At 66.4% G+C, this 24,723-nt stretch carries 29 protein-coding genes; 10 read left to right on the forward strand and 19 right to left on the reverse strand.

Annotated features, from left to right (window positions below; genetic code table 11):
• Nucleotides 1–91: 91 nt before the first annotated feature.
• From gvpM to AC6I6X_RS02440, 8 genes are all read right to left on the reverse strand, one after another.
• Nucleotides 92–493, reverse strand: coding sequence for a gas vesicle protein GvpM (gvpM, locus tag AC6I6X_RS02405; RefSeq protein ID WP_497928912.1), 402 nt, complete (start codon nt 491–493; stop codon nt 92–94).
• On the reverse strand, nt 490–1,362 hold the full coding sequence (gvpL, locus tag AC6I6X_RS02410; protein ID WP_497929638.1) for a gas vesicle protein GvpL: 873 nt from the start codon (nt 1,360–1,362) through the stop codon (nt 490–492). Before gvpL ends, gvpM begins: the two co-directional genes overlap by 4 nt.
• Nucleotides 1,363–1,382: 20 nt before the next feature.
• Nucleotides 1,383–1,727 carry a gas vesicle protein GvpK gene (gene gvpK, locus AC6I6X_RS02415; RefSeq protein ID WP_497928913.1) on the reverse strand — a complete coding sequence of 115 codons (345 nt, stop codon included), beginning with the start codon at nt 1,725–1,727 and terminating at the stop codon, nt 1,383–1,385.
• Nucleotide 1,728: 1 nt separating this feature from the next.
• Entirely contained in the window at nt 1,729–2,304 is a 576-nt protein-coding gene (gene gvpJ, locus AC6I6X_RS02420) for a gas vesicle protein GvpJ (protein ID WP_497928914.1), read from the reverse strand.
• A gap of 68 nt (nt 2,305–2,372) precedes the next feature.
• Nucleotides 2,373–3,302 carry a hypothetical protein gene (locus AC6I6X_RS02425; protein ID WP_497928915.1) on the reverse strand — a complete coding sequence of 310 codons (930 nt, stop codon included), beginning with the start codon at nt 3,300–3,302 and terminating at the stop codon, nt 2,373–2,375.
• Nucleotides 3,295–4,170: a DUF7127 family protein gene (locus AC6I6X_RS02430; protein WP_497928916.1), complete on the reverse strand. Its 876-nt coding sequence runs from the start codon at nt 4,168–4,170 to the stop codon at nt 3,295–3,297. The genes AC6I6X_RS02425 and AC6I6X_RS02430 overlap by 8 nt, the downstream gene beginning before the upstream one ends.
• Nucleotides 4,170–4,424, reverse strand: a complete 255-nt coding sequence (gene gvpF, locus AC6I6X_RS02435; protein WP_497928917.1) for a gas vesicle protein GvpF — start codon at nt 4,422–4,424, stop codon at nt 4,170–4,172. The genes AC6I6X_RS02430 and gvpF overlap by 1 nt, the downstream gene beginning before the upstream one ends.
• Nucleotides 4,425–4,426: 2 nt before the next feature.
• Nucleotides 4,427–5,044 carry a GvpL/GvpF family gas vesicle protein gene (locus AC6I6X_RS02440; RefSeq protein ID WP_497928918.1) on the reverse strand — a complete coding sequence of 206 codons (618 nt, stop codon included), beginning with the start codon at nt 5,042–5,044 and terminating at the stop codon, nt 4,427–4,429.
• A gap of 346 nt (nt 5,045–5,390) precedes the next feature.
• Here AC6I6X_RS02440 and gvpA point away from each other — a divergent pair, with 346 nt between their 5' ends.
• Genes gvpA through gvpO form a run of 3 tightly spaced genes read left to right on the forward strand, consistent with a single transcriptional unit; the run spans nt 5,391 to nt 7,307 of the window.
• Nucleotides 5,391–5,678: a gas vesicle protein GvpA gene (gvpA, locus tag AC6I6X_RS02445; RefSeq protein WP_250139719.1), complete on the forward strand. Its 288-nt coding sequence runs from the start codon at nt 5,391–5,393 to the stop codon at nt 5,676–5,678.
• Nucleotides 5,678–6,706 (forward strand): gas vesicle protein GvpN, encoded by a 1,029-nt coding sequence (gene gvpN, locus AC6I6X_RS02450; RefSeq protein ID WP_497928919.1) that lies wholly within the window; start codon nt 5,678–5,680, stop codon nt 6,704–6,706. The genes gvpA and gvpN overlap by 1 nt, the downstream gene beginning before the upstream one ends.
• 46 nt (nt 6,707–6,752) lie before the next feature.
• Nucleotides 6,753–7,307 carry a gas vesicle protein GvpO, halophile-type gene (gene gvpO, locus AC6I6X_RS02455; RefSeq protein ID WP_497928920.1) on the forward strand — a complete coding sequence of 185 codons (555 nt, stop codon included), beginning with the start codon at nt 6,753–6,755 and terminating at the stop codon, nt 7,305–7,307.
• 243 nt (nt 7,308–7,550) lie between these two features.
• Here the strand turns inward: gvpO and AC6I6X_RS02460 are convergent, their stop codons facing one another.
• Nucleotides 7,551–8,951: a winged helix-turn-helix transcriptional regulator gene (locus AC6I6X_RS02460; protein ID WP_497928921.1), complete on the reverse strand. Its 1,401-nt coding sequence runs from the start codon at nt 8,949–8,951 to the stop codon at nt 7,551–7,553.
• 157 nt (nt 8,952–9,108) lie between these two features.
• On the opposite strand from AC6I6X_RS02460, the gene mutS reads away from it, so the two are divergent.
• Nucleotides 9,109–11,898: a DNA mismatch repair protein MutS gene (gene mutS / locus AC6I6X_RS02465; RefSeq protein ID WP_497928922.1), complete on the forward strand. Its 2,790-nt coding sequence runs from the start codon at nt 9,109–9,111 to the stop codon at nt 11,896–11,898.
• A 14-nt stretch (nt 11,899–11,912) separates the two neighbouring features.
• On the opposite strand, the gene AC6I6X_RS02470 is transcribed toward mutS, so the two are convergent.
• Nucleotides 11,913–12,380 (reverse strand): DoxX family membrane protein, encoded by a 468-nt coding sequence (locus tag AC6I6X_RS02470; protein ID WP_497928923.1) that lies wholly within the window; start codon nt 12,378–12,380, stop codon nt 11,913–11,915.
• 100 nt (nt 12,381–12,480) lie between these two features.
• On the opposite strand from AC6I6X_RS02470, the gene AC6I6X_RS02475 reads away from it, so the two are divergent.
• A complete protein-coding gene (locus tag AC6I6X_RS02475; RefSeq protein WP_497928924.1) occupies nt 12,481–12,939 on the forward strand; it encodes a YbhB/YbcL family Raf kinase inhibitor-like protein in 459 nt (152 codons plus the stop codon).
• A gap of 17 nt (nt 12,940–12,956) precedes the next feature.
• Here AC6I6X_RS02475 and nucS read toward each other — a convergent pair whose 3' ends face one another.
• Entirely contained in the window at nt 12,957–13,700 is a 744-nt protein-coding gene (gene nucS, locus AC6I6X_RS02480; RefSeq protein WP_497928925.1) for an endonuclease NucS, read from the reverse strand.
• Nucleotides 13,701–13,818: 118 nt separating this feature from the next.
• On the opposite strand from nucS, the gene AC6I6X_RS02485 reads away from it, so the two are divergent.
• Nucleotides 13,819–14,352 carry a hypothetical protein gene (locus tag AC6I6X_RS02485; RefSeq protein WP_497928926.1) on the forward strand — a complete coding sequence of 178 codons (534 nt, stop codon included), beginning with the start codon at nt 13,819–13,821 and terminating at the stop codon, nt 14,350–14,352.
• A gap of 46 nt (nt 14,353–14,398) precedes the next feature.
• Here the strand turns inward: AC6I6X_RS02485 and AC6I6X_RS02490 are convergent, their stop codons facing one another.
• A complete protein-coding gene (locus tag AC6I6X_RS02490; protein ID WP_497928927.1) occupies nt 14,399–14,881 on the reverse strand; it encodes a DUF7984 family protein in 483 nt (160 codons plus the stop codon).
• A 362-nt stretch (nt 14,882–15,243) separates the two neighbouring features.
• Between AC6I6X_RS02490 and AC6I6X_RS02495 the strand changes: the two genes are divergently transcribed.
• Both AC6I6X_RS02495 and AC6I6X_RS02500 read left to right on the forward strand, forming a co-directional pair.
• Nucleotides 15,244–17,178, forward strand: coding sequence for a beta-CASP ribonuclease aCPSF1 (locus tag AC6I6X_RS02495; RefSeq protein ID WP_497928928.1), 1,935 nt, complete (start codon nt 15,244–15,246; stop codon nt 17,176–17,178).
• 176 nt (nt 17,179–17,354) lie between these two features.
• The gene (locus AC6I6X_RS02500) at nt 17,355–17,765 is read left to right on the forward strand and encodes an EamA family transporter (protein ID WP_497928929.1); all 411 of its coding nucleotides are present in this window, start codon (nt 17,355–17,357) and stop codon (nt 17,763–17,765) included.
• A 63-nt stretch (nt 17,766–17,828) separates the two neighbouring features.
• Here the strand turns inward: AC6I6X_RS02500 and AC6I6X_RS02505 are convergent, their stop codons facing one another.
• The 5 genes from AC6I6X_RS02505 to AC6I6X_RS02525 form a co-directional block, all read right to left on the reverse strand.
• Nucleotides 17,829–18,641, reverse strand: a complete 813-nt coding sequence (locus AC6I6X_RS02505) for an endonuclease III domain-containing protein (RefSeq protein WP_497928930.1) — start codon at nt 18,639–18,641, stop codon at nt 17,829–17,831.
• A 90-nt stretch (nt 18,642–18,731) separates the two neighbouring features.
• Complete coding sequence (locus tag AC6I6X_RS02510) at nt 18,732–19,145, reverse strand: DUF371 domain-containing protein (protein ID WP_497928931.1); 414 nt, start codon at nt 19,143–19,145, stop codon at nt 18,732–18,734.
• A gap of 55 nt (nt 19,146–19,200) precedes the next feature.
• Nucleotides 19,201–20,544, reverse strand: coding sequence for an alkaline phosphatase family protein (locus AC6I6X_RS02515; protein ID WP_497928932.1), 1,344 nt, complete (start codon nt 20,542–20,544; stop codon nt 19,201–19,203).
• 283 nt (nt 20,545–20,827) lie between these two features.
• On the reverse strand, nt 20,828–20,953 hold the full coding sequence (locus AC6I6X_RS02520; protein WP_497928933.1) for a hypothetical protein: 126 nt from the start codon (nt 20,951–20,953) through the stop codon (nt 20,828–20,830).
• 185 nt (nt 20,954–21,138) lie between these two features.
• The gene (locus tag AC6I6X_RS02525; RefSeq protein WP_497928934.1) at nt 21,139–21,672 is read right to left on the reverse strand and encodes an inorganic diphosphatase; all 534 of its coding nucleotides are present in this window, start codon (nt 21,670–21,672) and stop codon (nt 21,139–21,141) included.
• Nucleotides 21,673–21,875: 203 nt separating this feature from the next.
• Here AC6I6X_RS02525 and AC6I6X_RS02530 point away from each other — a divergent pair, with 203 nt between their 5' ends.
• Nucleotides 21,876–22,244, forward strand: a complete 369-nt coding sequence (locus AC6I6X_RS02530) for a PadR family transcriptional regulator (protein ID WP_497928935.1) — start codon at nt 21,876–21,878, stop codon at nt 22,242–22,244.
• A gap of 22 nt (nt 22,245–22,266) precedes the next feature.
• Here the strand turns inward: AC6I6X_RS02530 and AC6I6X_RS02535 are convergent, their stop codons facing one another.
• Together AC6I6X_RS02535 and rnhA are read right to left on the reverse strand one after the other, a co-directional pair.
• Nucleotides 22,267–22,926 (reverse strand): DUF7108 family protein, encoded by a 660-nt coding sequence (locus AC6I6X_RS02535; RefSeq protein WP_497928936.1) that lies wholly within the window; start codon nt 22,924–22,926, stop codon nt 22,267–22,269.
• A 71-nt stretch (nt 22,927–22,997) separates the two neighbouring features.
• Nucleotides 22,998–23,591: a ribonuclease HI gene (gene rnhA, locus AC6I6X_RS02540; RefSeq protein ID WP_497928937.1), complete on the reverse strand. Its 594-nt coding sequence runs from the start codon at nt 23,589–23,591 to the stop codon at nt 22,998–23,000.
• Between the two features lie 162 nt (nt 23,592–23,753).
• Here rnhA and AC6I6X_RS02545 point away from each other — a divergent pair, with 162 nt between their 5' ends.
• Nucleotides 23,754–24,716: a transcription initiation factor IIB gene (locus AC6I6X_RS02545; protein ID WP_006108914.1), complete on the forward strand. Its 963-nt coding sequence runs from the start codon at nt 23,754–23,756 to the stop codon at nt 24,714–24,716.
• Nucleotides 24,717–24,723 lie beyond the last annotated feature (7 nt).

Below are 24,723 nucleotides of genomic sequence, written 5' to 3' on the forward strand. Positions count from 1 at the left end.
TTACGGCTCTGGACGTGATCGTCCCTCCACGACACGCCGCCCGTGTCGCCGTCGATTGCTCTGATACCAACAGTTTCAGTTTCGATCGTGGTCACCGATCGTCTTCGACAGCCCCGCTGGAGTCGCCGTTTTCGCCGGCGCGTTCGCCGCTGGAGTCGCTCTCCGCGGCCGCACGTTCTCCATCGGCGTCAGCGTCCCCGTCCCTGTGACCGACGGCGAGTCGGTCGTATACGTCGTCGGCCACCTGCTCGCCGGAATCGCCGCCCTCGTACTGCCCCCGACTGATCGCCCGTCGGCGCTGCCTGGCGTCCCACTCCTCGAAGACGCCGTACTCGTTCATCGTCTCCATCCCGGCGAGCATCGCCGTGAGTTTGATCCCGATGAGCGGAATTTCCGCGACCGAGACGATCACGTCCGCACGGACGACGATACCGTCCCTGAGCAACACGTCGATCACGTCGACGAACGTCTCGTCGTCTCGTCTCGGTCTCATGGCCGGGTTGCTCCCTCGTCGTCGCCGAGTTCCGGCGCGAACGTGTACGGCGGCCACGGGCCCGTGAACCTGACCTCGAGTCCGGGGTTCGCCGCGACGTCGTCGAGGATCGACCCGACCGCCTCCTCGTCGTCTTCGTGGGCGAGCAGGGTGAGCCGACAGAGCGTCTCGCCGCCCGTCGCCGGCGCACCGTCGGCCGATCCGTCCCCGAGCGTCGCACTGGGCGAGCGCTCGAGCGCGTGGACCTCCCGGGTCACGTCGTCGAGATGTCCCTGGAGGTCGTCGCTCAGCGACTCCCGGCGCGCCTGCTGGAGTTCCCTGACTCGCTGCTCGTACTGTTTCTCGAGGAGGAACGCGGCGCCCTCTTCCGACGCGTCGATCCGCTCGTCGAGTTCGCGAAGCCGATCGTCGCGCTCGAGCAGCGCCTCGTCGTCGATCGGATCGGTCTCGGCAACCTCGACGCGATACTCCCAGTGGCCCGCCAGTTCGGACAGGGCCCGATCGATCGTCTCGTACTCCTCGCGGAGCCACTCGCGGAGTCCCTCGTCGCCGCCGCGGAGGATCGTGTCGAACTGGAAGGGGATCGGCGTGCCGAACGCCTCGCCGGCCTCGTCGACGACCGTCTGGTGCCGGACGAGCCACCGCTTGACCTCCGTGAGATCGGCCGAGTCGTAAATCGTGTCACACTGGTGGACGACGGCCCCGACGCCGTCGACCGTGAGCAGCGAGACCGGTTCGTCGTCCACGCCGGTCGTATCGATTGTCTCGGCCTCGTCGGCCCGGACGAGACAGTAGAGGTACCGCCCCTCCTCGATCTCCGGGAGTCGCTCGTCGTCCAGGGACTCCCCCTGTCGATCGCGCTCGCTCATGGTCTCCGGGTCGTCGGAACTCACGGCTCCTCACCTCCGAACACGGAGTAGCCGGGCTTCCGGTGGGCCTCGGGTTTCTCGTCGAACCGTTCGATCGCGTCGCTGACCAGTCCGTCCAGGTCGCCACGGAGATCGTCGACCCCCTCCTCGATCCCTTCGTCTTCCTTGATCTGTTCGATTTCGGCTTCGATCGTCGCCAGTTGGGTCCCGAGCCGCTCGATTTCTTCGTCGGCGAGGTTTCCCGACTCCATGCGGCGGACCGCCTCGCGTTCGAGAGCCTCGAGCAGGAGTTCGACGACGGTCACGACGAGCGTGACGAGTCCCTGGCGCGCGTCCTCGCCGTCGCCGACGTCGATCGTGGCCATCTCAGGACTCCTCCGTTTCGGGGGCCGCCTCCGCTTCGTCCTCGGTACCTCCCTCGTCGCTCCCGGCTTCGTCGTCTGCCGCGTCCTCCCCATCGTCGTCTGCATCGTCACTGAGCAGGTCGAACCCGCCGCTGGTCGGCCGCTCGGGATCGGGCCGCTTCCCGACCCGTTCGGAGACGCGATCCTCCTCGGGGTCGAGCGAGCCGCTCTCGTCGTCGGCCGCCCCGCCGTCGCCCGATTCTTCGTCGCCGCCCTCCTCTGGGTCCGGCGTCACGTTTACGCCGCGGGTGGGATCGATAACGGGGTTCGGTCGCTCCATCTCCGCGAGTTCCGGTTCGCCGACCGCCGCCGCGAGTCGCCGCATATCGGTCCCTTCCGGGAACTCGAGGCCGTACTTGGCAGCCGTCTCGAAGGAGGCGATCGCGGCCCGGATCTGTACGCCGAGCAGTTGGGTGTCGCCGATCGAGACGGCGATGTCGGCGTTGATGACGATCCCCTTGTCGAGGAGCATCTCGATGACGTCGGCGAGGTCGGTCTTCTGTCGGCTCGGCTGGAAGTCATGCGGCACGGCGATCACCTCCCGGGCCGGTTCCTCCCGACCGTGGTGCAGTTCCCGCCCGATACTCCCGTCGTTTGAGTGGTGAATCAGTCGTCATTCTCGGTCCTCCGTTTCTGTCGCTCGATCTCGAACCGCCGGCCGTAGATCCGCTTGCGGCTGGGGGCCGTCGACAGTTTGACCTGCTGCGGCACCGTCGCGTGACGGGCCCCGCCGCCGAGGTCGCGCCGATCGGTCTGGATCGTCGACGCCGCCGTCGGGTTCCGGGAGTTCGTGCTGGTGTCCTGGCTGCGCATCTTCTCGCGGTTGATATCGTACAGGCGCTCGAACTTCGCGTTGGTCTCGAGCAGCGCCTCCCGGAACGCATCGAGTCCCTTCATCGCCTGCTTCTGGATGAACACCTGGTAGGCCTCGGGATCCTCGGCGACGTCGGGTTTGCCGAGCGCTTCTTTCGTCCCTTCCACCGGATCCACGTCCGTCTCGATCAGATCCTCGTCGTCGTCGCCGATCAGGTCCCCGTCCTCGTCGCCGAGCAGGGATTCGTCGTCGTCCGCAACGGTCGCGGCGGCCTTCTCGACCGCGCTTGCGTCCGCATCCTCGTCGGCGACCGCCTCGATCGCGTCGTCCAGTTCGCGTTTCTCCGTCCAGATGTCGGTCAGGTCCGTGGCGTCCCACGCCTCCAGCAGGTCGATCGCCCGGAACACCTGCGCGAACTCGACGACGTCGCCGACGCCCGTGTCCTCGTCGGCGAGGGCGTCCGGGATCTCGCCGGCGTCGATCGCCTCGAGCAACGCGTCGGCGTCGACGGCCTCCGGGAGGTCGGTCAGGTCGAGCGCGTCGAGCAACTCGCCGGTCTCCGCCGCGACCCGCGTGAGCGTGTCGAGGTCCGACTGGACCCCTTCGAGGGCGTCGGCGTCGAGTTCGTCCAGATCCTCAACGCCGCCGAGACAGTCGTCGAGGTTCGCCAGGCAGTCCTCCGCGTCCGCGAGCAGACGCTCGAAGGAGTCCCCGTCACTCATCGTCGTCCACCTCGTCCGTCGATCGGTTCCCGGGCGTCACCTCGACGGTCAGGATTCCGTTCTTGATCGTCGCGTCCGCCGATCGATCGGCCCAGGGGACGTCGACCCGGTCGAGTTCCCGGTCCCCGACGGCGACGACGAGGGTACCGTCGTCGAACCCGACCGTGACGTCGTCCGGATCGGCGCTCGCCACGTCGGCCGTCACCAGCAGTTCGTTCTCGCCAGTCCGGGTCGTCAGGTGGTGCCCGCCAGTGGAACTGTGTCGACGGCGGCGTTTTCGCGGCCTGTCCCGCCGCGATTCTCCCAACTCGTCGATCGGACGCGAGCCGAACGGCGACCCCGCCGACTCGTTGTCGTCCGAATCGAACGCCGTGCCGATCGAGACGTCGTAGTCGAGAATCGTCCGGTCGCCCCGGCGTTGACCCGACGTCGAACTCCCCTCGAGTCGCTCGAGCGCGTCGATCAGGCTCGAGAGCCAGTGGTCGTCGTCCGAGCCGGCGTTCGCCGCCCGCGTGTGGGGGTGTGGATCCCGGGGCGGTGCTCGCCGGTCGTGGTCACTCCGGCCGGATTCGTCTCCGTCACGATCGGACTCGCTCTGGCCGGACTCGTCCCCGTCGTGACGACCGTCCCGGGACGCGGTGTCAGTCGACTCGCGGTCGGCCTGCTTCGGCTCCGACGGATCTCGATCGTCCTGCGCCGACTCCGACGGTTCGGCTTCGCTCTCGTCGGTTCCGGACCGATCGGCGTCGTCGTTGTCGATCGGGTGGTCGGCCGGTTCGTCGGGCGCATCGAACTCCTCGGGGTCGTCGGACTCGTCGTGCTGGTCGTCGGCCGGTTCGTCGCGGCTGTCGTCGGTCCACTCGCTCATTACTTTTTCACCTCCACGCGGCCGCTCGCGAGTTCCTCGTGGATCTCCCGTGCGATCTCGAGTTCTTCCTCGAGTTCCTCTTTCCGGCGCCGGTACTCCTCCTCGTCGCGCTCGCCGAGTTCGTACAGCAACTGGTTCTCCTTGAGTTCGTCCTCGAGTCCCTCCACGTCGTACAGTTCGTCGAGCGCCAGCGTGTGGAGCGTGTCGACGATGCCGACGATCGGTCGAAACAGGAGGTCGTCGAGGATGAACATGGTTAGCGCTGGGCCCCGATCTTGACGTCGACGAAGCTGTACGGTGCGAACGGACCCGTATACCTGAACGTGAGGTCGTCGTGTTCCTCCTCGAGTCGGACGATCGCCGCGTCGAACTCCTCGCGGTCGTCGCGCTCGACGAGGTAGGAGCGATTGAGCACGAGGCGATCGCTGAACAGGTCGTTCGCGACGGACTGTGCCGCGATCGGGTCGAGTTCGTCCGCGACCGACTCCTCGATCGCCGCCCGATCGACGTCGGCGTCCTCGTCCCGGACGATCTTGACGCCGAGTTCGATCCGCCCCTCGATATCGTTCATCGCCCGGCGGAACGCGGGGCGAGCGCCCCGCAGGACGTTCTTCAGTGCGCGATCGCTCTCGAACGCCATACCGAACTGCATCGGGACGACCGTGTGGCCGTCGTCCATGATCTCGCGGAGGACGTCGTCGTGACGCTGTGCGTCCTCGTCGGTCTCTTCGGGATCGGTCGTGTCGATGTCGGAGACGACGGCACCGAGTCGGCGGTGCGAGATCGTGTAGATTCGCGTCGCTCCGGCGACGGCGTCGGTCTCGAACGCGACGTCGTCGGAGTCGACGACGCCGTAGACGTAGCGGTGTTTCATCGGTCGGTGACGTGCTCGTGGATGGGTCGGACAGTTCGGGGTGGCTATTCGATCGCGACCTGGAACGATACTGCGACTGTGATAACTCGTCACGCGACGTTTGCGCCCCCGCGGCCTTACCGTGGTGCTTGCAATGGCAGTGGGTCGACCCCGTGCTGGTCGGCCCCGGCTGACCCGGACGTGGTGGTCGGCTCCGGGTCCCGGAGGGACTCGTGGCGCGCGTCTCGAGAGACGCCGTGCCGGGCGTTCCGACCCGATCGGGCGGACCGACAGGCGTTCTTCGTGGCGGCTTGCAGTCGCAGTGCAAGCCGTGTTACGAGGGTGGCGTGAACGAGTGGACGTAGCTATGGCACAACCACAACGAAGACCCGACTCCTCGAGTCTCGCGGAGGTACTGGACCGCATTCTCGACAAGGGCGTCGTCATCGACGTCTGGGCGCGCATCTCGGTCGTCGGGATCGAGTTGCTGACGATCGAAGCCCGCGTCGTCGTCGCCTCGGTCGACACGTTCCTGCACTACGCGGAGGAGATCGCAAAAATTGAGCAGGCCACCGCGGAGGGCGATCTCGAGGAACTGGAGGAGCTCGAGGTCGAACCGCGGCCGGAGTCGTCACCACAGTCAGCGACCGAATAATGGCCGGCGACTCGTCTTCCCGCAAGCGCAAGGTGCGCGGCCGCAAGATCAGGAGCGATCGCGAGCGCAGGGAGGGTCGACGAGCGAAGAAAGAACTCGCACGAAAGGCGTCGAAGGCGGGCGACCGCAACGGCGACAGCCCGCTGACCGATCCCGAGTCGGTCGTTCCCGAGCCGTTCGTCGAGACCGACGCAGTCGCGTCGCTTCGCGATCGGATCACCGGCTGGCTCGACGCGGACCAGCCGGTCCACCTGATCGGCCCGACTGGCTGTGGGAAGACGGCACTCGCGCTGTCGGCCGCGGCCGAACGCGGCCGCCCGGTCGTCTGGCTCAACGGTGACGAGGCCGTCGACACCGCCGCGCTCGTCGGTGAGCACGCGGGCGGGGAGCGATACGAGGAACACGATCGGTACGTCAGCGGCGTGGACAAGAAGACCCAGATCGTCCGCCAGCGGTGGGTCGACAACCCCCTCTCGGTCGCGGTTCAGGAGGGCGCGACGCTCGTCTACAACGAGTTCTCGCGGAGCGGTCCGGAGGCTCACAACGTGTTGCTCTCGGTGCTCGAGGAGGGCGTCCTCGAGCGACCGGGCAAACGCGGCGACGACCGGACGATCGAGGTCCACCCCGACTTCCGGGTGATCCTCACGTCGAACGACGTCGAGTACGCCGGCGTCCACCGGCAACAGGACGCGTTGCTCGATCGGTTCGTCGGCGTCCACGTCGACTTCTACGACGCGGAGACCGAACGCGCGATCGTCGCCGCCCACGTCGATCTCGCCGACGACGACGTCGAGACGATCGTCGCGACGACCCGCAAACTCCGCGACGAACTCGAGATGGTCGTCGGCACGCGCGCGGCGATCACGGCCGCGAAGGGCGTGGCCGTCTTCGACGCCGCGTCCGCGAACGGCGCGATCGACGACGAGGTACTCACGGACGTCTTCACCGACGTTCTCGCGCCGAAGATCGCGGGTGAGGGTCCCGACGACGTCGACGCACTCCGATCGACGATCGCCGAGACGATCTGAGTCGCTCTGCGAACGCACAGCACGCACACCGAAATTCACCACGACCATGGCCGAAGCCGATACGAAACAACGAGCGGACCAGTGCAAGGCGCTCACCGGGGACGGCGAGCGCTGCTCGCGGCCGGCCCAGGACGACGGGTTCTGCTACCAGCACGACGAGAGTGATCCAACCGTGAACGACAGCCAGGCCGTCGAACAGGAGGAGCGAGCGGACGAACAGGCCGACGAGGAGACCGAGGCCGAGACGGCCCAGGAACCGCCCGCGGTCGACATGACCGCGGAGGAGCGGGTCGACCCGGAGACCGTCGACGCCGACGTCGACGCCGATCGAAAGGAGATCGAGGGGGTCCTCGCCATTCGCGAGACCGTCCGATCGACTGCGGGCCAGCTCATCGGTCGGGAGTTCGACGCCGTCAGCGAAATCGCGCCGACCGACGACGGCTGGCGCGCGGTCGTCGAGGTCGTCGAACGCCGATCGGTGCCCGACACGCAGGACATCATCGGCCGGTACGAGATCGAACTCGACACCGAGGGCACCGTCCACGGCTACCGTCGACTCGATCGCTACCGGCGCGGCGATACGGCGTCGTTCGAGGGCTAAGCGCCGACGGATCACGCCCGGCACGTCCCGGAATCACTCGTCACACCCCGTCCGGGGCCGTCAGTCGCGACTGTAGCGCGGGCTGTTTCTGTCACGATCTCGTCGAGAGACTCGCGAGCGGTGGCTGGGATCGATCGCTCGATCGGCGACCCGATCGCGCTCAAACGGACTACCGGAAGTCGGTTCCGGTGCAATCGTGACCGCCCTGCGGTTGCACCGGGGAACTCGGTACAGCAGACCGTATCAATCGTCCGCCGGAGTCGGCGACGAGGCGTCGCCCTCGGTCGCCTCGTCGCGATCGAGGGCCGCCTCGACCCGCGGGGCGAGTTGGTTGACCATCGATCGGCCGTCGCGTTCGCGGACGACGAGTCCGTCGTCCGCGAGCGAGGAGAGGTGGTGCGAGACCGTGCTCGGGTCCCGATCGAGGGCGTCCGCGAGTCGCCCGTTGGGTGCCCGACCGAGGTCGGCGAGGGCCTCGAGGACGTCGCGTTTGGCGGGTTCGTCGAGCGCGGCGTAGAGTGCGACGTCGCCGTCCCGCCGAGCGTCCGCCGACGTCTCGCTCTCGACGTAGTATCGCCGTTTCCCGTTGATCTTGGCCGTCGACACCAGCCCTTCGTCCTCGAGAATGCGGACGTGGTGGCGGACCGTCGAGAGGGAGACGTCGCTTCGCTCGCTGATCCGCGAGAGGTAACAGCCCGGATCGGCTTCGATCGTCTCGTAGACCGCCCGACGCCGATCGTTTTCGAGCGGATCGGAGTCGTCGTAGCGGCTGTACTTGAATATCGGGAGGAGCTTCCACGGGAACTCGGCTCTCGCGTGCCGGAGGTGGCGAAGCGTCCTCGCGGTGGCCGACGATCCACTTGCACCGCCGGCACCGGTGCCGGCGCCGCCCCCACCGGCCGCCACGCCCGTCGCAGTCATCGCACCCATGAGGCCGACCAGGACGGCGTCGGCGGCCGTCGAGGACGTACCCGGACTCGATCGATCGGCGTCGTCCGGGCCGTCAGCCGCCGATTGCGTCCCGTTCTCACTCGACGACTCGTCGACGGGCCGCTCGATCGACGCCGACGACTCCGCGTGCCGGTCGTCGGTCTCGAGGGTGACGAGCGTCCCCGTCTCCGCCACGGTATCGTCGACGAGGCTCGTCGTTCCGGTGACCGTGTACTCGATCGTGCCGGTCGTCTCGTCGACGGTGTACTGGACGAGGGCGGCCGTCAGTTCGACGCCGTCGTCGACGAGATCGGTCGTCGTCCCCGTCGTGTTTTCGAGGCCGTCGGAGAGGTCCGTGACGGCGTCCTCGGTCGTGTTGGTGACGGGGTCGTCCAGATCGCCGGTGGTTTCGTTCGTCGTGTTCTCCACGGCGTCGGTCGTCTCGTTCGTCGTATTCTCGACGGCGTCCGTCGTTTCGTCGGTGGTATTCGCGAGAGCGTCTGTCGTCTCGTTCGTCGTGTTCTCGAGGGTCCCGGTCGTGTCGTTCAGTTCGTCGTCGATGGCGCCGACGCGATCGGTGCGCTCCAGATCGAGCAGGCCGGCGTCGGTCGTGCTCGACGGCGCGGCGACGGCGACGCCGACGAGGGCGCTGCTGATCAGCAGCGTGACGGCCAGAAACGCGAGTACCCGACCGATCGACGAGCCCGGTTCCATGTCAATCACTCCCCTCTTCGAGAGCCCCCGTAATACGTTTTTTCCGATAGCGTGACAGTCAGACGACTCGATCAGTCGAGCAGAGAACCGATCGATCGCGATCGATCCGGGGAGAGATCCAGCAAGGTATTTCCCCGTGCGGCGGCGGAATTGAGACATGGATTCGGCGCTTGGCCCGCCCGACGCGATGGCCGAGAAACGCGACGAGTTGACGCCGATGATGCGCCAGTACCACGACCTCTGTGCGCGCTACGACGACGCGCTCGTGCTCTTCCAGGTCGGGGACTTCTACGAGACGTTCTGTGAGGCCGCCGAACGCACCGCGCGACTACTCGAGATTGCGCTCACCAGTCGCGAGGACAGCACCGGCGAGTACCCGATGGCCGGCATTCCGATCGACAACGCCGAGTCGTACGTCGAGGAGTTGCTCGAGGCGGGATACCGTGTCGCGGTCGCCGACCAGGTCGAGGAGCCTGGCGAGACCTCCGGCGTCGTCGAGCGGGCGGTCACGCGCGTGATCACGCCGGGGACGCTCACCGAGGACGAACTGCTCGCGGGCGACGACAACAACTTCGTCGCCGCGATCGCACGGGACGGCGACGACCTCGCGCTCTCCCTGCTCGACGTCTCGACCGGCGACTTCCTCGCGACGAGTTCGACCGCGAGCGAGTCGATCGCCGACGAGGTGAGCCGGTTCGATCCGTCCGAAGCGGTCGTCGGCCCCGACGCATCCGCCGACCTCCTCCCCGAGGACTGCATGGTGACCCCGTTCGACGCCCGCGCGTTCGATCGCGATCGAGCCGGCGAGAAGGTCTCGACGTACTTTCGGAACCCCGATGCGTTGCTCGCGAGCGACGCGGAGATCCGGGCCTGCGGCGCGTTGCTCGCCTACGCCGAGTACGTCCGCGGCGGGGAGCACGAGGGCGAACGCGGCGAGGACGACGACCGTCGCGTCGACGCCGTCTTCGCGGCCGATGCCACCCATCGACTCGAATACATTACCCGCCTCACCCGGTACGATCCCCGCGAGTACCTCCTCCTCGACGCCGTCGCCCTGCGGAGCCTCGAACTGTTCGAGCCCCGTGCCGTTCACGGCCGCGAGGACGCCACGCTGGTCGGCGTGCTCGACGAGACCGCCAGCGCGCTCGGCGGCCGCAAGCTCCGGGACTGGCTCCGTCGGCCGCTGCTCGACACCGATCGGATCGCGGCCCGCCACGACGCCGTCGACGAACTCACCGGCGCGGTCCAGCGGCGGGAACGGCTCCACGACCGCCTGCGGAACGTCTACGACCTGGAGCGACTGATCGGCCGCATCTCCCGGGAGCGTGCCAACGCGCGGGACCTGCGATCGCTCCGGGACACGCTGGCCGTCGTCCCCGAGATCCGGGCGCAACTCGCCGACGCCGACTGCGACCGCCTCCGGGACCTCCACGCGTCCCTCGACCCGCTGGCCGACGTCCGCGAGTTGATCGAGGACGCGATCGTCGCGGATCCGCCGATCGAGATCACCGAGGGCGGGATCATCGCCGAGGGGTACGACGAGGACCTGGACGCGTTGCGCGAGACGGCCCGGGACGGCAAGCAGTGGATCGACGACCTCGAGGAAGCGGAACGGGAGCGGACCGGGATCGACTCGCTGAAGGTCGGCTACAACTCCGTCCACGGCTACTACATCGAGGTGACCAACCCCAACCTCGACGCGGTCCCCGAGAACTACCAGCGCCGCCAGACGCTGAAGAACTCCGAGCGGTTCGTCACGCCCGAACTCAAGGAGCGCGAGGACGAGATCGTCGGCGCGGAAGAGCGCGCGAACGAACGCGAGTACGAACTGTTCCGGGAGGTTCGCCGCGACATCGCCGGGGAGGTCGAACGGGTGCAGGCGCTCGCCGACGCCGTCGCGACGCTCGACGCGCTCGTTTCGCTGGCTACCGTCGCGGCCCAGTACGACTACTGTCGGCCCGAGATACTCGATCGGGGCGGAACCGGAGCCAGCGCCCCCGGAGACGGGGGCGACGACGGCCTCGTCATCGACATCGAGGGCGGCCGCCACCCGGTCGTCGAGCGCACGCAGGAGTCGTTCGTGCCGAACGACGCGACGTTCGATCCCGATCGGCGGCTGGCGGTGATCACCGGTCCCAACATGTCGGGGAAGTCGACGTACATGCGGCAGGTGGCCCAGATCGTCCTCCTCGCGCAGGTCGGCAGTTTCGTCCCCGCGCGATCGGCCCGGCTGACGCCGGTCGAGCGGATCTTCACCCGTGTGGGTGCCAGCGACGACATCGCCGGCGGCCGATCGACGTTCATGATCGAGATGGACGAACTCGCGACGATCCTCCGGGAGGCCGACGAGCGCTCGCTGGTCCTGCTGGACGAGGTGGGTCGGGGCACGTCCACCGCGGACGGCCTCGCGATCGCACAGGCGATCACCGAACACCTCCACGACGAGGTCGGGGCGACGACGCTCTTTGCGACCCACCACCACCCGCTGACCGAACTCGCGGACGACCTCCCCGACGCGTTCACGCTCCACTTCGAGGTCGACCAGGACGAGGGCGAGGTCGTCTTCCACCACGAAATCGCCCCCGGCGCGGCGACCGGGTCCTACGGCGTCGAAGTCGCGACCGCCGCCGGCGTTCCGGAGTCGGTGGTCGAGCGGTCGCGGGATCTGGTCGCGGCGGCGGCCGACGACTCGATCGGCGAGGACGACCGAGACCAGTCCGAAGTGTCGCCGGTCGACGACGCGGGAACGGGGCAGGCGACCGCAGACGGCGGTGAGCGGACCCCTGGTTCGCGATCCTCGTCGGAGCCACGCTCCGACGTAGGCGACGTGCCGACCGACGTCGCCGCCGAACTCCGGGCGCTCGACCTCGCACACCTCACGCCCGTCGAGGCGCTGACGGAACTCGATCGGCTGAAACGGCTGCTCGAGGAGTCGTCGAAACCGTGAGAAAACGGCGGCGGTTACGTCGAACGACGGGCGACTCGCGCGAACGCCAGTGCGGCGCCGAACAGCGCGGTGTTTTTGAGGAACTGGATCTGCTCCCGTTGTTTGGTCTCCTCGTCGTCCTGGTTCCAGAAGTCGTGCATCACGGGAGTCGTTCCGGCCAGGAAGCCGGCGATCCCGATCGCGGCCGCGGCCGGCAGTTTCCAGAGGATGACGCCGAGTCCGCCGAGCAGGAGGCCGACGCTGGCCGCGGGGACGGTGCGGTCGGGTTCGGGTGCACCCTTGAATTCGGCGTAGTCGATTCGTTCCTCGAGGTTCCGCAGGTTGTCGATCGCGTTGAACGCGAGGACGCCCCCGAAGAGGACGCGCCCGAGACGGAAGAGCGCGGTGTCGGTCACCGTGTCGTCGGTCGACTCCGCGAGCGTTTCGGATCGATCCGCAGACTCGCTATCGCGACGGTTCGGAAGACGAGATGCAAGTGACATCGACCGCCTTAGGAAATCGAGAGGAATAAGTGCGCGCTGACACCGATGTCACTGCGCCAGTGTGTAACGTTCTTCGTGGACGAGGTGGGAGAGTCGAGTGATGCCTCCCCTGTCCCTCACGAGTCCTGCATTCGACGACGGCGAGCGGATCCCCGACCGGCACGGCTACGGCGCGGAAAACGTCAGTCCGCCCCTCGAGATCGACGGCGTTCCCGACGCCGCCGAGTCACTGGCGCTGATCGTGGACGACCCCGACGCGGTCGAACCCGCCGGGAGGGTCTGGGATCACTGGGTCGTCTGGAACGTTTCGCCGGAGACGACGACGATTCCCGAAGGATGGGATCCCGACGACGCGACGGAAGGGACGAACGATTTCGGCGAGTCCGGCTACGGCGGCCCGAGTCCACCGGACCGGGAACACGAGTACCGGTTCAAACTCTACGCGCTCGATACGACGATCGACCTCGAGTCGGCCGCCGGCGCCAGCGACCTCGAGTCAGCGATCGACGGCCACGTCCTCGAAATGGCGCAACTCGCGGGGACGTATCCGTCGAACTGACGTCCCGGATCGGACGACTACCCGCCCGTCGGCTCCAGCGCGACGAACTCGAGACCGTGCTCTACCAGCAGCCGATCGGCCCGGTCGGTCACCGACGGGGCGACGAGCAGACCGCGAACGGCGGCGTCGGCGTGGAGGTCCCGCTCGAGGGCGTCGACGTACCGTCGCAGTTGACTCACGGCGTCCGGACCGACCCGGCGGCGCTTGAGTTCGACGACGACGGCGCGACCGGACGCGTCCTCGCCGTAGATGTCCACGGCACCGGCCGGGGTGTCGCGCTCGGTCGCGAGCGGCGTGAATCCGTCCTCGAGCAGGGCGGGTTCGTCGAGGATCCGCTGGCGGAGATCCTCCTCGGTTCCCTCGAGTGCGAGTTCGTTCGTGTCGGTGCCCGAGAAGGCCGAGACCTGTAACACCTGCTGGAATCGCACGCGGAGCCGTTCGTCCGGCGTCGATCGGCGGCTCTCGAGAAGGAGGGCCTCGTCCGTGCAGCCCACCTCGTGGTCGCAGCCGGGCGGCTGCCAGTTGACCGGTTGCTGGCCCTCGTGGGTGTGGACCAGCGCCGCGCCGTCGGGTTTCAGCATGACGTGGCGATCGCCCGCATCGAGCGTGCTGGCGGCGCGGCCCTCGTAGTCGACGGTGCAGCGACCGAACACCGTGACCAGGGCCTCGCGCTCGAGGCCGTCGGCGATCGCCTCGCACGCGGCGGCGAGCGAGGGCTGCTCGAGCGTGATCGCTCGCGAGGAGTGGGGACTGGCTGTCACTGTCTCGAGATTGCCCGCGGCCGAATAAAAGGGACCCGGACCCGTCGCGGCGACGCGAAACCGTGTGATGGACTGTCAAAAACCCTTATTCCTCCAGGGAGTGGCGTTCGAGCACGACATGACTTCCGAGCACGATCGCCGTCGATTCCTCCAGATCGCCGGTACGGGCACCGCAGCGTCGATCGCGGGCTGTGCGGACGCCAGTCTGTTGACCCAGGACGAAGACGAGAACGGAGACGAGCGACTCACCGCCGTCGTCGACGTCCCCCAGGAGGACGTCCAGGAACTCTACGATCAACTCGAGGCGGGCGAGATCGATCGGAGCGAGTTCCAGGAGGAGGTCGAACAGCGCCGTCAGGACGCGATCGACGAGTTCGAATCCTACGCCGACGAGGAGGACGTGACGATCGACGAGTCGTCGGACGAGGTCCCGGGCCTGTACCTGATCGACGGCGACGACGGGGCGATCCTCGGCGCGCTCCGAAGCGGCCCCCTGACCGTGCTGTACGGAAGCGAGGCCTACGACCTGATCATCGAGCAACAGCAACAACAGCAGGGACCAGCCCCCGGAGACGGAGAGGGCACGGGGAACGAAACGAACGACTCGTCGGACGGCGGGGAAGACGCGGACGACGACACGAACGACTCCTGAGGACGCACCCACTCGCGGCCGATATCCGGTCCCCGCATCCGACCATTCAGTCGACGCTGAACGGACTCTCGCGCTCGGTCCAGTTCCAGCCGGGAATGCGTTCCTGGAAGCCAGCCGCGAGCGCCGCCTCCAGGTCGTCGACCCCCGCGTTCTCGTCGTCGCCGCCGTGGACATGCACGTCCGCGTAGTGAAACGTTGCCTCGCCCAGCGTCCGCAGGGGCTGCGTGCCGGCGATCGTCGCCGCGAGTTCCCGACCCAGAATCTCGTCGACGATGAAGCCGGGGTAGTCCCCCTCGACGTCTAGCTCGCGAAGGATGGCGACCATCGCCGCGACGTTGACCGCCAGGTCGCCGTCGGCGAAGACGGCGTCGACTTCCGTGCGGTACTGCTCGTCGGTCACCGGGTCGACGTCGGTGTCGAAGACCTCACCGAGATCCGATCGGACGTCGTTGATCAGCGGAACGACGCGGTCAGCACGCTGTACGATCCAGTCGCGTTCGGCAACGACGCGGTCCAGTGTCAGTTCCATAGGTGGACAACGCGTCGAACGGCCCTGGTTTTTGCGAAGGCTTTTATACCACGCAAAGAATAGCGTCGAGTAAGCGGGTTCTCCCTGGAATCTTCCCGCACGGACCAGGACGACCGACCTGGGAGCGTGTCGTCACGCACGGAACTTGACAGGATGATCCGGAACACGAGACGGCGTCCGAACTCCGTCACATTCCGACATCACTCCCCGTCGCTATCAGGATCCACACACGAGTGGCTATCGGTGGTCGGCAGGGACCGGGACGGCGACGATCGATCGCCGCCGATCGCCCGGTGCCGGTTCCGCGACGACGACGCGACGGCTCCCCGTCGGCGAGTTCACGCAAGCCCAATTGGCGACCTATGAGTACTGTAGAGCAGCAACTCGACGATCTGAAAGCAGAGATCACGAGCGAGTTACCGACCGATATCTCGGTCTCCTCGGTGAAATACGAAGGCCCGGAACTGGTGGTCTACACGCGCGATCCGAAGAAATTCGCCCAGCAGGGCGACCTGATTCGGAAACTCGCGAGCAAACTCCGCAAGCGCATCACCGTCCGTCCGGACCCGAGCGTTCTCTCGCGACCCGACGAGGCGCGCGAGCAGATCATGAACGTCATCCCGGACGAGGCAGGCGTCACCGACCTCGACTTCCACGCCGACACCGGCGAGGTCGTCATCGAGGCCGAAAAGCCCGGCATGGTGATCGGTCGCCACGGTTCGACGCTCCGGGACATCACCAAGAACGTCGGCTGGACGCCCGAAGTCGTCCGCACGCCGCCGATCGAGTCCTCGACGGTCTCGAACGTTCGGAGCTTCCTCAAGCAGGAACGCGACGAGCGCCGGGACATCCTGGAGAAGGTGGGCCGACAGATCCACCGCGAGGAGATGTCCGACGACGAGTACGTCCGCATCTCGACGCTCGGGTGCTGTCGCGAGGTCGGACGCGCCTCCTTCATCCTCTCGACGCCCGAGACGCGGATCCTCATCGACTGCGGCGACAAACCCGGCGCCGAAGGCGAAGTTCCCTACCTCCACGCCCCCGAAGCGCTCGGGGCGGGCCCCCAGACGATCGACGCGGTCGTCCTCACCCACGCTCACCTCGACCACTCCGCGCTCATCCCGCTCCTGTTCAAGTACGGCTACGACGGCCCGATTTACTGTACCGAACCCACGCGGGACCTGATGGGGCTGCTGACGCTCGACTACCTCGACGTCGCGGCCAAGGAAGGGCGCACCCCGCCGTACGAGAGCGAGCAGGTCCGCGAGGCGATCAAGCACACGATCCCGCTCGAGTACGGCGACGTCACCGACATCGCGCCCGACGTCAAACTGACCTTCCACAACGCCGGCCACATTCTCGGCTCGGCCGTCTCGCACTTCCACATCGGCGACGGTCTCTACAACGTCGCGTTCTCCGGCGACATCCACTACGAGGACACCCGCCTGTTCAACGGCGCGGTCAACGACTTCCCGCGCGTCGAGACGCTCGTGCTCGAGTCGACCTACGGCGGCCGGAACGACTACCAGACCGACCAGGAGGACTCCGAGCGGAAGCTGAAGCAGGTCATCAAGGACACCTACGAGCGGGGCGGCAAGGTCCTCATTCCCGCGTTCGCCGTGGGTCGCTCACAGGAGATCATGCTCGTCCTCGAGGAGGCGATGCGCAGCGGCGACATTCCCGAGATGCCGGTCCACCTCGACGGGATGATCTGGGAGGCGACCGCCATCCACACGACCTACCCCGAGTACCTGCGCGACGACCTCCGCGATCGGATCTTCCACGAGGACGAGAACCCGTTCCTCGCCGAGGAGTTCAACCACATCGACGGCGGCGAGGAGGAACGCCAGGACGTCGCCGACGGCGAACCCTGCATCATCCTCTCGACCTCCGGGATGGTCACCGGCGGCCCGATCATGTCGTGGCTCAGCCACATCGGCCCCGATCCGGACTCGACGCTCGTCTTCGTCGGCTACCAGGCCCAGGGAACACTCGGGCGACGCATCCAGAACGGCTGGGACGAGATCCCCACCAGCGAGGTCGGCGCGATGGGCAACGGCGGCGGCCGCGGCACCCTCTCGCTGAACATGAACGTCGAGACCGTCGACGGCTTCTCCGGCCACGCCGATCGGGCCGGCCTCGAGAACTTCGTGCGGACGATGAACCCCCGGCCCGAGAAGGTGCTCTGCGTCCACGGCGACGAGCGCTCCACGCAGGACCTCTCGAGCGCGCTGTACCACGAGTTCGACATGCGGACATTCGCGCCGAAGAACCTCGAGACGTTCCGGTTCCTGTGACTCCCGCTTCGGCCTGAAGAGTCGGCTTTCTCCGCGTCGTTCCGCACCTGTGACTCGCTTCTGGCAGCCGTCGATGTCGACACGGCGGGCATTCGAGTCGTCTCGCACGGCGGAGTCCGGCGGCAAAACGGCACTCATCGCGAAGCACTGAGGAGTTCGCGGTCCGACCATCGCGTATGAACCACGCCATCACGCTCGCCGTGTTCGCGATGCTCGGCTGGGGAGTCTGGACCGTCCTCGCGAACGAGGCCACGCGAACGATCGACCCCGCGATCGCGATGATCCTCTCGTACACGACCGGCGTCGTCGTCGCGGTCGGGTACGTCGGCTTCCAGAACGATCCGATCAGCCTCGAACGATCGGGCGTGATTCTGGCGCTCGTTGCGGGCGTCTTCGCCGGACTCGGCGCCGTCGCGTTCTACGCCGGACTCAGCTACGGTCGGGTCGGGGTCGTGACGACGGTCTCGGCGCTGTACTTCGTCGTCGCCGCCGCGCTCGGCGTGCTCGTTCTGGGGGAGTCGATCGCGCTCACGGACGTCCTCGGGATCGGATTCGCGGTGCTCGCGGTGGTCCTGCTCGCAACCTGAGCCGCTACCCGGACTCGATCGGTCGAAATCGAAGCCGACCGGCGAACCGGCGTATCGGTTTGGTCACTCGATCGTCTCGGCGGGGTCGACGACCTCGTCCGTCGCGGGGTAGATGCCGACCTGGTCGCACAGGTCGGCCATCGGGCACGCGTCGGGGTCCTCGAGACAGGCTGGCTTTCGCGCGGTGCAGTACTCGCGGCCGAACTGGATCGTCGCGGTGTGGCCGAAGCCGCACTTCGCGGCGGGGACGTCGCGTTCGAGGACGGCCCGAACGTCCTCGTGATCGGCGTCGGGGTCGGCGATCCCCAGCCGTCGGTAGATTCGGTGGACGTGCGTATCGACGGGGAAGACGCCGCCGCGACCGCCCGCGAACAGCAGGACGCAATCGGCGGTCTTGGGACCGACGCCACGCACCTCGAGGAGGGTTTCGCGGACCGTCTCCGGGGTCTCGTCCGTGACGAACTCGTCGAAGGCGACCGCAGAGCCGAACTCATCGAGCACCCACTCGGCGGTCGTGATGAGGATCTCGGACTTCTGGTTGTACAGCCCGGCAGAACTGATCGTCTCCGCGAGCGTCGATTGCTCGGCGTTCGCGAGCGATTCCGCGAGGTCGACGCCCCCACCGTCGTATTTCGAGATCAGCGCGTCGTGGGCCGGTTGGCTCGCCTTGTCGCTCGTGTTCTGGCTCAGGATCGTCCGCACGAGACAGGTGAACGCGTCCCGCCCGCCGTAGGATTTCTGCCAGTACAGTTCGCCGAGTCGATCGACCACGCGCTCGGCCCGCGTGTCGGCGGTCGCCGGATCGAACTCGACGGGCGTCCCGCCGCCGGCCGTGCCGCCGCTGATGTTGACCGCAGGCTCCGGGTCGTCGCTCATGTGGCGGGCTTGGAGCGCAGCCCTCAAAACGACGACGGAACCGGAATCGATCGCTCGCCACGCCGTGGCGTCTCCTGAGCCCTCAGGCCATCACTCGACGGTGATCGTGACCGTCGCCTCGTACCCCTCGGCCAGCGCGTCGACCAGGTCCCGATCGAACCCTTCGGCGGCGAACTCGGCCCCGGTCACGATCGTCCGGTCGTCCACGTAGTCGCTGGTCCGGCCGACCGCGCTTCGCTCGTTGGTGAACTCGAGATCGGCGTGGCCTCGTCCCTCGACGGTCTCGGTGTAGCCGTCGGCCGCGATCGTCACCGTGATCGTCGCGTCCCGGTCCTGACAGGCCGCGACGAAGTCGGGGTCGAAGTCCGCCGGCGCGCGATCGGCTTCGATCGCGAGAATGCAGTCGCCGGCCGGAGTGAGATAGTCGTCGGTCGTCACTTCGAACGTGCTCGCGTGTTCGGCGGTGACGTGCTCGTGGCCGCGGGCGTGGATCACTTCTTCCATACCCGAGGTTCGGTCCCCGCGGCCGGAAAACGGAATCGAACTGTGGACGGCGATCCTAGACGAGACTCGCGCCGTCGAAGTCACCGCGACTGTACTCGACCTCCATCAGGTCGAGGATCGTCGGCGTGATGTCGAAGAGGTCGGCGTCGCCGATCGACGCCTCGGGGTGGTCGATGTACAGGGCGGTGTCGTCGAAGCTGTGCATCCCGTTGCGTGGCCCGGTGTCGAAGATTTCGGAGTCGGCCTTGAACCCCGACTTGAGGTCGAAGCCCTTGTTCGGGATGGCGACGAGGTCCGGCGCGATGTCGTCGTGGTCGCCCCGGAACGCGTCCTCTTTCTCGACGACGCGCTCGACGACCGGTCGCCCGTCCGGCCCTTCGAGGGCCTCGAGGTCGGCCTTGAGTTCGTCCCGGACGGCGTCGTACTCGTCTTCGGGGACCGATCCGCGCGGTTCGCGGCCCTCGAGGTTGATGTAGAATCGGCCGGGGATGAACGAGTAGGCTTTCGTGTCCGAGGCGATGTCGCCGAGTTCCTCGGGGTCCTCGGTCTCGAAGGAGAGCCAGCCCTGTTCGCGGAGCCACTCGTTGAAGTGGACCTCGTAGTCGAGGCTCGTAAAGCCGTGGTCGGAGGCGACGATCAGCGTGACGTCTTCCGGCATCGCCTCTCGCAGCCGGCCGATGTAGTCGTCGATCTTCCGATAGAAGTCCAGGAACTCGTCCCTGTACTCGCCGTCGCGCTCGTAGTCTTTGAACAGGAAGTGGTTGACCCGATCGGTCGTCATGAAGACGCCGAAGAACAGGTCCCAGTCGTCTTCCTCGATGTAGTGTTTGAACGCCTCGAACCGGGCGTCGACCGTGGCGTGGGCGTCCTCGATGAACGCGGCCTTGTCGTCCTCGTGACCGAGTTTCGGATCGACGTCGATCCGGTAGTCGATCGACTCGAGGTGGTCCCGGACGTCGTCCGGATAGGCGGCCTTGTCGAGCCCGGGAGAGAGAAAGCCCGAGACCATCCGCTGGACGTTCCGCTGTGGCGGGAAGGTGACGGGGACGTTCAGCACCGTCGACTGGCGACCCGCCTCCTGGACGCGGTCCCAGACCCGATCGGCCTGCACCTCTCGACCCATCGGAACGTAGGTGTCGTAGGTGCCGACTTCGCGATCCTGGAAGCCGTAGACGCCGGTTTCGCCGGGGTTCATCCCCGTCGTGAGCGACGGCCAGCAGGCGCTCGATTCGGGCGGAACGATGCTGGAGATTTCGCTCGCCGTCCCGTCGTCGGCGAGGGCGGCGAAGTTGGGAAACAGTTCCTCGTGTTCCGACAAGAGGCTATACGGTACGCCGTCGATCCCGATAAATGCGACCCTGGGATCGCCGTCGCCCCGCAATCGATCGAACAGACCCATGGGCGGTGGTAGTTCGACCGCATACAAGAAGGTTCGTTTCGAGACACGATTTCCGAGAAGGAGCGACAGGGCTCGTGCCGCAGGTCGCGGCAATCGTGACTGGATCTCTAGTAGCCACTGAAAGTCACTGCACACCTGATCGCGAAGCCGCCTTGCGATCAGTGTGTACATCGTTTCAGTTGTTACTACAGTCGGACTGGACCGTGACGCGATCGAACGTCAGCGAGGAGAGACGCAGGACCGACGAAACGGGGGCTGAAGAACGGGGACGGTGGTGGCCGGGCTACTCACGATCGTCGGCTTCGGGATCGAAGTTCGTCGGGACGACCGTCGGGTGATTCATTCCGACGCCGGTGTCGGAACTGTGGGCCGACGAGGAGTCGCGGGCGGACGGGTTGGTGGCTGCCATGACGGGAGTACCTACGACCCTGCACCCAATAAAATTACCCATGCTCATAATGCATGAGCCGCGGGCGGGTGGATAACTCCCGTGAATCGAGCGGCTCCCCTGGTCCGGGTTGGCGACGCCCGAGAAACGGAACGGCAGGAAACGGAGTCGACGCGACGCCGCGGCCGTCACTGCCGACGGAGCGGCTACTCGAAGTGTTCCTCGTAGAGGTCCTGGGCGTGCTCGATCGCGTCGTAGGCGGCCTGCCGGTCCTCCCAGCCCTGGGTCTCGACTTCCTTGCCCTCCTCTAAGTTCTTGTAGGTCGCGAAGAACTCGTCGATCTCATCGCGCTGTTGCTGCGGGATGTCCTCCAGATCCTCGATGTGATCGTAGCGCGGGTCCTCGCTCGGGACGGCGATGACCTTGTCGTCCTGTTCGCCGTCGTCGTCCATCTTCATGAGCGCGACGGGACGGGCCTCGATGACGCAGCCCGGGAAGGTCTGGTCCTCGACGAGCACGAGCACGTCGAAGGGGTCCTCGTCGTCGTAGTACGACTGCGGGATGAAGCCGTAGTCCGAGGGGTAGTGGACGTTGCTGTGGAGCACGCGGTCGAGGACGACGCCGGGGACGTCCTTGTCGTACTCGTACTTGTTGCGCTCGCCTTTGAGACACTCCACGACGGCGTAGATCTCTTCTGGCGGGTTCGGTCCGGTCTCTAAGTCTTCCCAGAGATTGACCATGTACCGGAAACTCCACGGGTGGATCAAAAAGTACTTTCGTAATCGAGTTTCATCTTTCAGTTGACGGCTTCCAGACAGCCGAGGGACGTGACCCGGTCGCACCAGCGTACCGGCGCCCGCGGATGTCGATTAGCTCCGTCTGATCGACCTAAGTGGGCAAATAGTTGGCAAGTCTTAAATAGTCTGGTGACATTTGCACACGTATGTCAGAGGCACAATCAATCACCGGCGAACAGAGTATTGCACGCGACCTGACCGCGTTCCAGAACAACATCCTCGTCATCCTCGCAAAAGAACCCATGTACGGGCTGGCGATCAAGCGCGAACTCGAGGAGTACTACGGAACCGAAGTAAATCACGGGCGACTCTACCCCAACCTCGACGAACTCGTCGACCTCGGACTGGTAGAAAAGAGCGAACTGGACAAGCGAACGAACCAGTACTCGCTGACCGACGACGGCTACGAGGCGGTCCTCGACGGCATCCAGTGGACCCTCTCGAAGGTCGTCACGGACGACGATCGCGCCGATGAGATCCGCGACATCGTCGACGAGAGCTACAGTACCCAGTAACCCGGGGCCACCGCTCGAGACGTTACGAGCGTGACGTCCCGTCGTTCGCAGACGACGACTGAACCTGGAATCCGGGCACCGGTTCACCGGCCGTCTCGAAGACGAGCCTGATCGAGTCGTCGATCACTTCCCGTTGTTTTTCCGTGGGCCAGGCGTTCCGTACGAAGTACTCCGATCGGAACTCCTCGAGTTCCGCAGCCGTCGCCGACTCGATCGGCTTCGCGTAGTGGTTGCCGAAGAAATCGGCGAGCGCGGCCGCGTTGGCCCCGTGGACGGTCCCGTGGGCCGATCGGACCTCGCGGGCGAGCGCGCGGTTGTGCTCCTCGACCGCGTCCCAGTCGTCCGGATCGCCGGCCCCCTCGAGCGGAATCTCGATCGCGCGCGAGGTGTCGTCGATGCGATCGGTCCTGATGACGCCGTCTTCGAGCCACTCCGCGGGGTGGAGCACGAGCGTGGCGTCGCCGGTATCGTCGCGAACGCGGGACGTGAACCCGTGGTCGGCGAGCAGTTCCTCGCGGCGGTCGGCGTACGCCGCGCGTTCGTTCTCGTCGATCGCCCCCCGTTCGAGCCTGGTGAGGCGTTCGGCGTCGTCGACGACGTCGGCCGGGAGTTCGCTCGCGTCGTCGTCACTCCCGGCGGACGAATCGTCGGTCGATCCGTCGGTCGCGTTGCGATCGTCCATGTCGACTCGTTCGTGCTCGGGGGATGTTTTCCTTGCCGGTCCGCGATCGTGCGCCCGTTCCGCCCGGCGGATTAGGCCTGATCGAGGGCCTCGTTCGCCAGCCCGTCCGCCCGATCGTTGACCTCGCGCGGGACGTGCTCTATGGTCCACTCGTCGAACGCGGCGAGGAGTTCGTGGACGGTTACGCGCTTCTCGCGCAGTTCGGGGTTGTTCGTGTCGTACTCGCCGCGGACCTGTTTGACGATCAGTTCGGAGTCGCCGCGCAGGTGGACCTCGTCGTAGCCGTAGTCGCGGGCCGCCTCGAGGGCGGCGACGAGCGCCTCGTACTCGGCCTGGTTGTTCGTCGCGCGTCCGATCCGTTCGCTCCCCTCGGCGACGATGCCGTCGCCAGTGACGATCACCCAGCCGATCGCCGCCGGCCCCGGATTGCCGCGGGCCGCGCCGTCGAAGTAGACGTGCGCGCGCCCGCCGCCCTCCCGGAGCAGTGCCTCGAGATCCCGCGGCGTCCCGCCCTGGATAACCACTTTGTCGTCGTACGCGACTGCGGTCGCGTCGCCGCGGCTCGCACGCCATCGCTCGTGATCCGTGTTCCCGGGTTCGACAGTGACACCTGCTTGCTCGAGACGATCGCGGGCCGCGTCGACGTCGCACTCGATGACCGGCATTCGTGGCTGCGGTCGGTAGGATTGGGATAAAGGCTTTCCGGTTCCAAATCGTAAACCATGCGCCTGAGGCCCCAAATATGCGGTTTTCGGCAGATACGTACCATTACCGAAAATCGCTTCCCAAGGATTTATATACTTTGGTGATACTACTATAAAAGTGCGATGACACGGTCCACCCGCCAGCGGGAGCGAACGCGTGAGACGGACGAGACCGAGGATCAGGAGGGGGTACGTGCCTGCCCCGAGTGTGAATCGGACAATCTCGTAAAGGACTCCGACCGGGGTGAGCTCATCTGTGAAGACTGTGGGCTCGTCGTGGAGGAAGAAAAGATCGACCCCGGCCCTGAGTGGCGGGCGTTCAACCACCAGGAACGACAGGAGAAGTCCCGCGTCGGCGCGCCGACGACCCAGACGATGCACGACAAGGGGCTGACGACGACGATCGACTGGAAGGACAAGGACGCGTACGGGCGGTCCATTTCCTCGAAAAAGCGAAGCCAGATGCACCGGCTGCGCAAGTGGCAGGAGCGCATTCGAACGAAAGACGCCGGCGAACGAAACCTGCAGTTCGCGCTCAGCGAAATCGATCGGATGGCCTCGGCGCTCGGGGTCCCGCGTTCGGTCCGCGAGGTGGCGTCGGTCATCTACCGACGCGCGCTCAAAGAAGACCTCATTCGTGGGCGATCGATCGAGGGCGTCGCGACGTCGGCGCTGTACGCCGCCTGTCGAAAGGAGGGGATTCCGCGCAGTCTCGAGGAGATTTCGGAGGTGTCCCGGGTCGAACGCAAAGAGATCGGTCGCACGTATCGGTACATCTCGCAGGAACTCGGCCTCGAGATGCGCCCCGTCGACCCGAAGAAGTACGTCCCGCGATTCTGCTCCGAACTCGAACTCTCCGAAGAGGTTCAGACCAAGGCCAACGAGATCATCGAGAAGACGGCCGAGGAAGGGCTCCTCTCTGGCAAGTCTCCGACCGGATACGCCGCGGCCGCGATTTACGCCGCGTCACTGCTCTGCAACGAGAAGAAGACCCAGCGGGAAGTCGCAGACGTCGCCCAGGTGACCGAAGTGACGATCCGAAACCGGTACCAGGAACAGATCGAAGCGATGGGCATCCACGGCTAGATCCGTC

The sequence above is a fragment of the Halosolutus sp. YCN4 genome (assembly GCF_059736495.1).

Bases quoted from the DNA above. Each gene is read 5' to 3' on its own strand.
- AC6I6X_RS02545 (WP_006108914.1), top strand. From the start codon at position 23,754: ATGACACGGTCCACCCGCCAGCGGGAGCGAACGCGTGAGACGGACGAG.
- AC6I6X_RS02525 (WP_497928934.1), bottom strand. From the start codon at position 21,672: ATGGTCAATCTCTGGGAAGACTTAGAGACCGGACCGAACCCGCCAGAA.
- gvpO (WP_497928920.1), top strand. From the start codon at position 6,753: ATGGCCGAAGCCGATACGAAACAACGAGCGGACCAGTGCAAGGCGCTC.
- AC6I6X_RS02470 (WP_497928923.1), bottom strand. From the start codon at position 12,380: ATGTCACTTGCATCTCGTCTTCCGAACCGTCGCGATAGCGAGTCTGCG.
- AC6I6X_RS02490 (WP_497928927.1), bottom strand. From the start codon at position 14,881: ATGGAACTGACACTGGACCGCGTCGTTGCCGAACGCGACTGGATCGTA.
- AC6I6X_RS02495 (WP_497928928.1), top strand. From the start codon at position 15,244: ATGAGTACTGTAGAGCAGCAACTCGACGATCTGAAAGCAGAGATCACG.
- AC6I6X_RS02535 (WP_497928936.1), bottom strand. From the start codon at position 22,926: ATGGACGATCGCAACGCGACCGACGGATCGACCGACGATTCGTCCGCC.
- AC6I6X_RS02425 (WP_497928915.1), bottom strand. From the start codon at position 3,302: ATGAGTGACGGGGACTCCTTCGAGCGTCTGCTCGCGGACGCGGAGGAC.
- AC6I6X_RS02460 (WP_497928921.1), bottom strand. From the start codon at position 8,951: ATGGAACCGGGCTCGTCGATCGGTCGGGTACTCGCGTTTCTGGCCGTC.
- gvpF (WP_497928917.1), bottom strand. From the start codon at position 4,424: ATGTTCATCCTCGACGACCTCCTGTTTCGACCGATCGTCGGCATCGTC.
- AC6I6X_RS02475 (WP_497928924.1), top strand. From the start codon at position 12,481: ATGCCTCCCCTGTCCCTCACGAGTCCTGCATTCGACGACGGCGAGCGG.
- gvpA (WP_250139719.1), top strand. From the start codon at position 5,391: ATGGCACAACCACAACGAAGACCCGACTCCTCGAGTCTCGCGGAGGTA.
- AC6I6X_RS02530 (WP_497928935.1), top strand. From the start codon at position 21,876: ATGTCAGAGGCACAATCAATCACCGGCGAACAGAGTATTGCACGCGAC.
- AC6I6X_RS02520 (WP_497928933.1), bottom strand. From the start codon at position 20,953: ATGGCAGCCACCAACCCGTCCGCCCGCGACTCCTCGTCGGCCCACAGT.
- AC6I6X_RS02485 (WP_497928926.1), top strand. From the start codon at position 13,819: ATGACTTCCGAGCACGATCGCCGTCGATTCCTCCAGATCGCCGGTACG.
- gvpM (WP_497928912.1), bottom strand. From the start codon at position 493: ATGAGACCGAGACGAGACGACGAGACGTTCGTCGACGTGATCGACGTG.
- AC6I6X_RS02440 (WP_497928918.1), bottom strand. From the start codon at position 5,044: ATGAAACACCGCTACGTCTACGGCGTCGTCGACTCCGACGACGTCGCG.
- AC6I6X_RS02515 (WP_497928932.1), bottom strand. From the start codon at position 20,544: ATGGGTCTGTTCGATCGATTGCGGGGCGACGGCGATCCCAGGGTCGCA.
- gvpK (WP_497928913.1), bottom strand. From the start codon at position 1,727: ATGGCCACGATCGACGTCGGCGACGGCGAGGACGCGCGCCAGGGACTC.
- AC6I6X_RS02505 (WP_497928930.1), bottom strand. From the start codon at position 18,641: ATGAGCGACGACCCGGAGCCTGCGGTCAACATCAGCGGCGGCACGGCC.
- gvpN (WP_497928919.1), top strand. From the start codon at position 5,678: ATGGCCGGCGACTCGTCTTCCCGCAAGCGCAAGGTGCGCGGCCGCAAG.
- rnhA (WP_497928937.1), bottom strand. From the start codon at position 23,591: ATGCCGGTCATCGAGTGCGACGTCGACGCGGCCCGCGATCGTCTCGAG.
- AC6I6X_RS02430 (WP_497928916.1), bottom strand. From the start codon at position 4,170: ATGAGCGAGTGGACCGACGACAGCCGCGACGAACCGGCCGACGACCAG.
- AC6I6X_RS02500 (WP_497928929.1), top strand. From the start codon at position 17,355: ATGAACCACGCCATCACGCTCGCCGTGTTCGCGATGCTCGGCTGGGGA.
- AC6I6X_RS02510 (WP_497928931.1), bottom strand. From the start codon at position 19,145: ATGGAAGAAGTGATCCACGCCCGCGGCCACGAGCACGTCACCGCCGAA.
- mutS (WP_497928922.1), top strand. From the start codon at position 9,109: ATGGATTCGGCGCTTGGCCCGCCCGACGCGATGGCCGAGAAACGCGAC.
- gvpL (WP_497929638.1), bottom strand. From the start codon at position 1,362: ATGAGCGAGCGCGATCGACAGGGGGAGTCCCTGGACGACGAGCGACTC.